This is a genomic window from Oscillospiraceae bacterium (genome assembly GCA_035380125.1).
Lineage (GTDB): Bacteria > Bacillota > Clostridia > Oscillospirales > JAKOTC01 > DAOPZJ01.
The window spans coordinates 44,490-54,238 of record DAOSWV010000023.1; the positions used below are offsets into that span (position 1 = coordinate 44,490).

Annotated in this window: 8 protein-coding genes; all 8 read left to right on the top strand. The window is 51.7% G+C overall.

Annotated features, from left to right (window positions below; translation table 11 throughout):
* Positions 1–20 precede the first annotated feature (20 nt).
* Positions 21–422 (top strand): YlbF family regulator, encoded by a 402-nt coding sequence (locus tag PK629_09970; GenBank protein HOP11803.1) that lies wholly within the window; start codon positions 21–23, stop codon positions 420–422.
* Between the two features lie 105 nt (positions 423–527).
* Complete coding sequence (mutS, locus tag PK629_09975; protein HOP11804.1) at positions 528–3,104, top strand: DNA mismatch repair protein MutS; 2,577 nt, start codon at positions 528–530, stop codon at positions 3,102–3,104.
* Between the two features lie 235 nt (positions 3,105–3,339).
* On the top strand, positions 3,340–5,184 hold the full coding sequence (mutL, locus tag PK629_09980; protein HOP11805.1) for a DNA mismatch repair endonuclease MutL: 1,845 nt from the start codon (positions 3,340–3,342) through the stop codon (positions 5,182–5,184).
* The gene (locus tag PK629_09985) at positions 5,153–6,574 is read left to right on the top strand and encodes an MATE family efflux transporter (protein ID HOP11806.1); all 1,422 of its coding nucleotides are present in this window, start codon (positions 5,153–5,155) and stop codon (positions 6,572–6,574) included. Before mutL ends, PK629_09985 begins: the two co-directional genes overlap by 32 nt.
* Complete coding sequence (gene miaA, locus PK629_09990) at positions 6,553–7,473, top strand: tRNA (adenosine(37)-N6)-dimethylallyltransferase MiaA (protein HOP11807.1); 921 nt, start codon at positions 6,553–6,555, stop codon at positions 7,471–7,473. The genes PK629_09985 and miaA overlap by 22 nt, the downstream gene beginning before the upstream one ends.
* Positions 7,474–7,529: 56 nt before the next feature.
* Positions 7,530–7,769, top strand: a complete 240-nt coding sequence (hfq, locus tag PK629_09995) for an RNA chaperone Hfq (GenBank protein ID HOP11808.1) — start codon at positions 7,530–7,532, stop codon at positions 7,767–7,769.
* Positions 7,770–7,781: 12 nt separating this feature from the next.
* Complete coding sequence (locus PK629_10000) at positions 7,782–8,999, top strand: HlyD family efflux transporter periplasmic adaptor subunit (protein HOP11809.1); 1,218 nt, start codon at positions 7,782–7,784, stop codon at positions 8,997–8,999.
* A 91-nt stretch (positions 9,000–9,090) separates the two neighbouring features.
* On the top strand, positions 9,091–9,749 hold a 659-nt coding region (locus PK629_10005), incomplete at its 3' end, for a YggS family pyridoxal phosphate-dependent enzyme (GenBank protein HOP11810.1).

The window sequence follows — 9,749 nt, forward strand, 5'->3', positions numbered from 1 at the left end:
AAAAAGAAAGGATAATAATCATGGACAAAGTAATTGCGAAAACACTCGAATTGGCTCACACAATGATGGAGGACGACCGCTTTTTGGCGTACCGTCTTGCAGCACAGGCCAATGATGAGGATGAGGCGCTTCAGAAGCTGATCGGCGACTTCAACCTTGCCCGCATGAATCTGAACAACGCCGCCAACGGCGGTAAGGACACCGATCAAATTCAAGGCGAAATGAAGCTGCTCTACGGCCAGATCATGGCCAACGAGACCATGCAGAAATATAGTACTGCTCAGACCGAGATGAATGCAATGATTCAACAGGTTAACGCCATCATTTCCGGTACCATCGACGGCCAGATCCCCGAGGAGATCGACATCAACGCCTCCTGCGGCGGAGACTGCGACAGCTGTGGCGGAAGCTGTAGTCACTGAGTGTTTTCAATTATTTTTCAGTTGATTACAGGGGCGGCAGCATGCTGCCGCCCCTGATGATTTGACGATTCTGGGAAAGGAGGCGGGGGTACGGCAATCTCTCCGATGATGCAGCAGTATTTCGATATTAAAGCGAAATACGATAAATACATCCTGTTTTACCGCATCGGCGACTTTTACGAGATGTTCTACGACGACGCGAAAACCGCGTCGAAGGAACTTGATCTCGTACTTACCGGCCGCGACTGCGGTCAGGAGGAGCGTGCGCCGATGTGCGGCGTGCCGTTTCACAGCTGCGACGGGTATATTTCGCGGCTGATTTCACGCGGGTATAAGGTTGCGATCTGCGAGCAAACCGAAGATCCCGCCAAGGCTAAGGGACTTGTCAAGCGCGACGTCATCCGGTTAGTTACCCCCGGCACCGTCACCGAGACCGACATGCTCGAAGAGGGTAGGAATAACTATTTATGCTCGGTGTTCGACCGGGGCGGACATACGGGGCTGGCGTTTGCCGATGTTTCGACAGGCGCTGTCTATGCAACTGCAACCGACGGCGGAATCAGTGCGGTTTCGTGTGAACTGACCCGGTTCTCACCGCGGGAAATCATCTTTAACCCCGATATCCCCGAAAAGCGCAAGGCGGCGATTCTGGCTGAATGCGGGCTTGTGGGTGAATTCGGTTTTGACGACGACTACAAACCCGCACAAGTCGCGCGCAGCCTCTCGGAAAATTTCGGTTACATAGTCTTGGGCGGCGATTTTGCCGAAGCCGAAGCAGCGCTTTCGGCGGCGGTCGGATACATACAAGACGTCTATAAAAATTCCATTAAGTTTGCCGGGAAGATTGAATGGTATACAGCCGACCGGTATATGGCGCTCGACGCGATCGCCCGACGCAACCTCGAACTCGACCGCAATATGCGCACCAGCGACAAAAAAGGCAGTTTGCTCTCGGTGATAGACAGCACTCGCACTGCAATGGGAAGGCGGCTGCTGGCCGACTGGCTGCAAAAACCGCTGGTAGACTGCGTGATGATTCAAAAGCGGCAAAACGCTGTGGCGCAGCTGCTCGACGAGGACATCGGCGCGGCAAAGATCGGCGATCTGCTGGCGGGCATTTATGACATTGAACGCATTGCGACGAGGATTGTCTACGGCACGGCGAATGCACGCGAACTCAAATCGCTGGCCGACGCGCTGTCACGGCTTCCGGCGTTGAAAATAACCTGCGAGGGTTTTTCGGCGGCGCTGCTCCGCGAAATTTTTGACGGGATTGACCCGCTTGAGGATATCTGCGGGCTGATCTCTGACGCATTAAAAGATGATCTGCCGCTGGCGATTACCGAGGGAGGGCTGATTCGGGACGGATATGACGCGGAGGTAGACCGGCTGCGGGCTTTACTTGGCGATTCGCATGCGGCGCTGGCTAAGATCGAGGCCGACGAACGTGAAAAGAGCGGTATTTCAAAAATGAAGGTCGGATATAACCGCGTGTTCGGGTATTATCTGGAGGTTACAAAAGGCAATACGCTGCCGGTGCCCGACTATTTTATCCGAAAACAGACGTTGACGACCGGAGAGCGGTACATAACCCCCGAACTGAAAGAACTCGAAAATGACATTTTGCAGGGCAGGGAAAAGCTGACCGGCCTTGAATATGAATTATTCTGCGAATTGCGCGAACAGGTTGCGGCGGCGGGTGTGAGAATCAAACAGACCGCACGAAACGTGGCGATGCTGGATGTGTTTTTATCATTCGCAGAGACCGCACGCAAAAATGACTATTGCCGTCCCGAGGTGGATAACAGCGATGCGCTGATCGTCAAAGACGGACGGCATCCGGTCGTGGAACGGTTGGCCGCCGGAAGCGGATTTGTACCGAATGACACGCTGATGGACTGCGGTGAAAACAAGATACTGGTGATTACAGGTCCTAATATGGCCGGTAAATCAACCTATATGAGGCAAAACGCGCTGATTGTGATTTTAGCGCAGATCGGTTCGTTCGTACCGGCATCGAGTGCAAAAATCGGCGTCTGTGATGCGGTTTTTACGCGTGTAGGTGCAAGTGACGACCTCTCGTCGGGGCAGTCCACCTTTATGGTCGAGATGAGTGAACTGGCATATATTTTGAAAAACGCGACGGCAAAATCTTTAATTATTTTGGATGAGATCGGCCGCGGCACTTCGACTTTCGACGGTATGAGTATTGCGCGGGCGGTGGTCGAATATATTGCCGATGCCAAGAAAATCGGCGCAAAGACCATGTTCGCGACCCATTATCACGAACTTTGCGAGATGGAAGACCGATTGGACTGCGTGAAAAATTACAACATCCTCGTAAAAAAGCGCGGCGACGAAATCACGTTTTTGCGTAAAATCGCCCGAGGCGGCGCGGATGACAGTTATGGTATTGAGGTCAGCAAGCTGGCGGGAGTGCCTGATGCGGTGGTCAAAAAGGCTAAAGTGATTTTGGCGGAACTTGAAAAGAACCGCGACGAGCGGGTCTGGGCCGATAAAAAACAACAAGGCGGCATCGTTGACGGAGAACAGGGTGCTTTTGCCGATATGCAGACCCAGAAACTTTTACAGGACTTGCGCAATCTTGACGTCAATACCGTCAGCCCGCTCGAGGCGCTGACCATGCTTGACGAATTTTCGAAAAAGGCCAAAACGATTTAACCCCTCGCAATGACGGGGCAGGGGGATTCCAACGGGCCGCGCCCGATATTGCCCGTGAAACGGTACAAGACTTGCGGGCGATTAAGAATCGCCCCTACAATAAACACAAGCGTCCGGTTGCCGTCAGGTCTGGATTGCCACGGGCTAAAGCCCTCGCAAAGACGGTTTAAATAATGTAGGGGCGGATATCATCCGCCCGTAAAAACAAATGTGTCAAAAGAAAGGAGGTAAATGCGTGGCGGAGATCAGGCTTCTTGATAAAACGGTCGCTGAGCTTGTTGCGGCAGGAGAGGTCGTGGAACGGCCCGCTTCGGTGATCAAAGAACTGTTGGAAAATTCCATTGACGCGGGTGCGGGGCAGGTCACCGTCGAAATTCAAAACGGCGGGATGACCTTTATGCGCGTGACCGACAACGGCTGCGGAATCCCAGAGAAACAGGTTCCGACGGCTTTTTTACGCCATGCGACCTCCAAAATCAGCACTGCCGACGATCTTACGGCCATCGGCACTTTGGGCTTTCGCGGTGAGGCACTGGCTTCGATCGGGGCGGTTGCCAAGGTCGAGATGATCACCAAAACCGCCGACAGTGAGCTGGGCTGCAGGGCGGTAATGGCGGGCGGTGAGATGGTCGAGTGTTATTCGACCGGCTGTCCCAACGGGACGACGATTTTAGTCAGAGACTTATTTTATAATATTCCGGCGCGGCTCAAGTTTATGAAAAAGGACGTCAGCGAGGGCAACGCCGTCACGGCGGTGGTGCAGCGGCTTGCGCTTTCGCACCCCGAGACGTCGGTGCGGTTTTTACGCGACGGAAAAGAGATTTTATTTACACCGGGCAACAACAAGCTCTATTCGGCGATTTATTCGGTGATGGGAAAAGAGTTCGCCGCCGATCTGACCCGTGTCGAGTACAGTATGAACAACGTCTCCGTCAGCGGTTTTGTGACCAAGCCGTATGCCGCGCAGGGCACCCGGAACAATCAGGTCTTTTTTATCAACGGGCGATATGTGCGCAGCAGAACTTGCCAGGTGGCTATCGAGCAGGCCTTTAAAAATACAATTTCGACCGGGCGGTTTCCCGCAGGCGTTTTAAACGTGAAGCTTCCGGTTGAACTCGTCGACGTCAACATTCATCCGGCCAAGACCGAGGTGCGGTTTGTCAACGAACAGCCGGTTTTCGACGCGGTTTATTACGGAATCAAGAGCGTTTTGGGCGGGGACAATATCCCCAAGTTCACCGGTGAGTCGTTTGCAAGAATCTCGGAAAAACCGGTCAAGACCGAAAACATAAAAATCGAGGTCGCTCCGCCGCCGGTCATTTCGAAAAACCACTCGGTTGAGGTGACAAAAACTCCTGTTGAAATCAGAGATGGAATTTTTGAAGAAAAATCGCAGCCGCAGCGCGTTCAACCCCCTGAGCGGATCGTATCTTCTGTGTCGGCTGTACCTCCGGTTCAGGAGCCGGTGCGGGAGCAATATCTGGAGACCGACAATGGTGAGGAGACCGAGGGCCTTCGCCTGCTCGGAGAGGTGTTTTCGTGTTATATTCTCACTGAGAGCAAAGACGGCGAAAAGCTGTTTTTGGTGGACAAACACGCTGCGCATGAGCGAATTTTATTTGAGCGATTGAAAGAGAATTTCGGGAAAACCGACAGCCAGGCGTTATTGATCGCACAGCCGGTGACGATGAGCGCCGAGGAACAAAACGCTGTACTGCAAAACGCCGAGACGCTGCGAAACCTCGGGTTTGAAATTGAGGATTTCGGCGGGAGCATTCTGCTGCGGCAGGTGCCGACCTATATCGGTGCGGCCGACGGGCCCGAGCTGCTGCGGGAACTGGCAAATCAACTGGCTTCAGGCGGTAAGACCGCCGGGAATTCGGATATGCTCGACGATTTGCTGCACACAACCGCTTGTAAAGCTGCGATAAAAGCCGGAAAAGAGAGCGCGCCCGAAGAACTCCTTGAGATTGTGAAAACCGTTCTGACCGATCCGCGCATCCGGTATTGCCCGCACGGACGGCCTGTTTTGATTGTGATGACCAAACGTGAATTTGACCGCCGGTTCGGCAGAATTTGAGGCAGAGATGAGACAGCGATTGATCCGCAATTCCGGTCTGATGACCGAGGGTCCCATTGCCAAGCAACTCTTAATTTATGCGATACCGATTTTGCTGAGCAGCTTTTTACAGCAATTATATAATATCGTAGACACAATGGTGGCCGGAAAACTCATCAATTACAACGCCCTTGCCGCCGTCGGTGCAAACGGCGTCATTGTCAGTTTGTTGGTGGGTTTCTTTTTGGGTTTTACGACCGGCGGAAGCGTGATCATCTCGCAGGCATTCGGCGCGCGGGACACCAAAGGGGTCTTTGACGGTGTCCATACCGCGGTCGGCGTATCAATTGCGGCCGGGGTTTTGCTGACCGGACTCGGGCTGGTTTTTACTCCTGCGCTGCTTAAGCTGATCAACACGCCGGAGGAAGTCCGGGGGATGGCGATACAGTATTTGACTATCTATTTTTGCGGCACGGTTCCGGTGATGCTTTATAACATGGGTTCGGCGATTCTGCGTGCGGTAGGTAATTCGACGCTGCCGCTCGTCTTTTTGGCCGTCGCAGCCGGAATGAATACGGTCTTGGATTTTGTATTCGTGGGCGGATTGAAAATGGGCATCGCGGGAACGGCATGGGCGACCGTGATTTCGCAGACGCTGGCGGCGGCATTGACTGTTGCGGCACTGATGCGAACCGAGGGCATTTATAAGCTTTTCATCCGAAAAATCCGCATCAAAAAGGATGTTTTATTTCAAATTTTAAAACTCGGCGTTCCGGCGGGACTGCAGACCTCCGTGATTTCACTGTCCAACATTCTGATTCAACGTGCCATTAACGGATTCGGCGCGGTCGTGATGGCTGGTGCGGCGGTCGCGGGCAAGGTAGACGGGATTGTCGGCGGGACGATCGCCTCATTCGGACTTGCAACAACAGGTTTTTCCGGGCAAAATTACGGCGCGGGACGAATTGACCGGGTTAAAAAAGGTGCAAGAATCGGATTTTTGATGTCTTTCTCCGCTTGCATTATCATGAGCGGAATTTTATTGATTTTCAGAAATCAGGTGGCCTCACTGTTCAACGAGGATCCGCAGGTCATTAAAAGTGCGGTGCAAATGATGGTAATGATGCTGCCGCTTTATTGGGTGTACGGAATTGTGGATATTTTCGGCGGCACGATGCGGGGCGCCGGTTCGACTTTTGTGCCGATGGTCGTGATCCTGGTTGGGATGTGTTTAATGCGGATGGTATGGATTGCCGTCGCCGCTCCTGTTTTCAGCGATGTACGAGCGGTATTTGCCGTATATCCGATTTCTTGGATCTGGACTGCCATACCGATGTGGCTGATCTATCTGCGCGGGAAATGGAATAAGAAAGGTGAGGGGGTCATTTCATGCGAAACGTCATCGTCCTGACGGGACCAACCGCCTCGGGCAAGACTTCACTTGCGATTAAACTGGCCAAAGCATACGGCGGCGAGATCGTGGGGGCCGATTCGATGCAGATTTATTCCGGTATGGATATCGCCACCGCCAAACCGACGGAACAAGAACGGACGGAAATACCGCACCATTTGATTGACGTCGTCGAACCCGGCGAGGATTTTTCGGTCTTTCGCTGGTATGAAGAGGCCAAAAAAGCGATTACAGGGACTCATAAGCGGGGACATCTGCCCATTGTCGTCGGGGGTACAGGGCAATATATTTCGACATTACTGCACAACATCAATTATACCGGGGAAAAGTCCGATCCCGAACTGAGAATGCGATTGGAAAAGGAATATGATCAATCGGGTGGTGCAACAATGCTTGCAAAACTGCGGAAAATCGACCCAGAAGCCGCTGTTAAATTGCATGAAAACGACCGTTCTCGCATTTTGCGGGGGTTGGAATTAGCCGAAACCGGACTGACCAAGAGCCGGCAAAATGAGCTTTCTCACGGCGAAAAAATCTATGATATCTGCGCTGTTCAGCTGAACTTTTTATCGCGGGAAACGCTTTATACCCGCATTGACGCACGGGTTGATGAGATGTTTGCGCTGGGTTTAGAACAGGAAGCGCAAAAAATTCGCCCGATGCTGGGGCCGACTTCGGCACAGGCGATCGGATATAAAGAATTGTTCGCTTATTTCGACGGAAAACAGTCACTTGATGAGGCAAAGAGCCGCATCAAACAGGCCACGCGTAATTATGCCAAACGGCAGCTCACTTGGATGCGGGCAGAAATCGGTTTAAATCGCATTTTCGCCGACTCCGGTGCCGATTTATTTGGCCTTTCTACAAAAATCTTGCAATTATGCGGCATAATATGTTAAAATGAAAATACCGATAAAAAGGTCGGCAGAAATTCACATAGAAAAGAGAGAGAAGAATGAATAAGACGCTGAATTTGCAGGATGTTTTCCTGAATTGTGCCCGAAAAGAAAAAATCGGTGTGACGATCTTTTTAAAAAACGGTTTCCAGTTTAAGGGCATCGTGAAGGGCTTTGATGCGTTCACGATCATCCTTGAGACCGACGGAAAACAAAGTCTCGTCTATAAACACGCCGTCTCGACGATCGTCCCGGCACGCCCGATTTCGCTGCTCGACAACGAAGAAGAGTCCGAGTAAGTTGTTTTCGAAATGAAAAAACGTACCGTCATCACGGCTGCGGCAATTGCGGTTGCGGCGGTTTTCGTGACGATGCTTTTGATTGTGCGGGCCGGTGACATGAAATATACCACCTATACCGCAAACCTGTACGACGCCGAGATGTCGGTGCCCGTGACGGGTGTTTTTGTTCGAAGCGAAACCCGTCTGCAAATCAATGCGGGCGGTTCGGTGGTTTATTCGCTGGATGACGGCGAGCGAACTGCCAAGAAAGAGGAGATTGCACGCATTTATTCATCCGCAAAAAGTGTTGAGGCAGCTGCGCAAATTGCGCTCCTCTCGGACGAGCTTGAGGATTTGGAAGCGCTCACCGCCAACGCAGACAGTGAGGCAGTGATGACACCGGATACCGTTTTGGCCGGTACGAAGGACATCCTCGACAGTATTGACGAAATCACCAAAAACGGCGGGGCGCGGGGAATTTATGAACAGCGTCGGACGCTGACCAAGCTTTTAAACCGCTACGGCAGCTATTTTACCGACAGCGATTACAGCGGGCGTATCGCCCAACTGAAACAGGAGATCGCATCTTTAAAAAACACCATGGGGAGTTATTCCTCACAATATGCGCCGGATTCGGGGTATTTCTTTTATTACAGTGACGGGCTGGAGGGGCTTTCACCGTCACAGTTGACCGAACTTTCCTGCGATAAGGTCGATGCATTGATTGCTCAGTGTCAGAATTCGGCGCTTGCCGCACAGCCCAAACTCGTGACCGATTATACCTGGTATTTTGTATTTAACATACCGACGCCCAAAGCGATTCAAATTTCGAGCTCCAAACTCTATATTCGGTTTCCCGCCGTTTCGGATGAAAAGGTACAAACCGTGATTGAGACTGCACAGAAAGACGGGAGCACGACCGGAAATACGGCCGTAAAAGTTTCTTCACGCAATGCGATTTCACAACTCGGAGAGTGTCGGGTAGAACAGGCCGAAATTATTATCGATTCGGTGAAAGGGCTGCGCGTTCCGGTCAGTGCAATTCGAACCGTGACCGATGAAAACGGTGTCGAGCAGGCGGGAGTGTATGCAATTATCGGGCCGGAGATGGTGTTTCGCAAGATCAATGTGCTGATCTCGGACGGTGAATATGCGATCTGCGAATACACCGGAAGCAGCGGCTGGTTGCAGCTTTATGACGAAGTTATTGTGACGGGGAAGGACCTCGCCGACGGAAAGACATTATAGGTTTGGGAAATAAAATTCAAACTCAAAGTGCTTGTTTTATTTTTTACGCAAAACCACAAAATCTTAAATATTCGAAAGGACAGCCTCGGGGATGGAATACAGCAAAGTGGAAAGAGAACAATTCTTAATGAACTATGCTTCGGTACGCGAAAACATAGAGAGAGCGGCGATCGAAGCGGGACGCAAACCGGAAGAGATCGAACTGTGCGCCGTCACGAAAACCTTCGGGCGGGAGGCTTATGAATTCGCACGCGACGCCGGATTGAAGTACATCGGCGAAAACCGGGTGCAGGAGGCCGAGAACAAATACCGCACAGGCCATCAGGGCGTTGCATTACGGTTGATCGGCCATTTGCAGACCAACAAGGCCGCAAAAACCGTCGGGTTGTTTGACACGGTGGATTCATTGGATTCGCTGCGGCTCGGAGCGTTGTTGAATGATCTTGCGCAAAAAAGCAATCTTGTTTTACCGGTGTTGGCGGAAATTAACGTGGGGGACGATCCCAACAAGAACGGAATACGGCTCGAGGACACCGAAAACTTCTGCGAAAACCTACTGACGATGACCTCGCTGCGGCTCGATGGTTTTATGACAATTTTACCGCTTGGGTGCAGTGAGTCAAAAAAAATGGAATATTTCACAAAAATATCCGAAAAATCCCTTGACATTTCGAACAAATTATTTCATAATAAGGATATGTTACTGTCCATGGGAATGTCGGGCGATTATATAGAAGCCATCAAATGCGG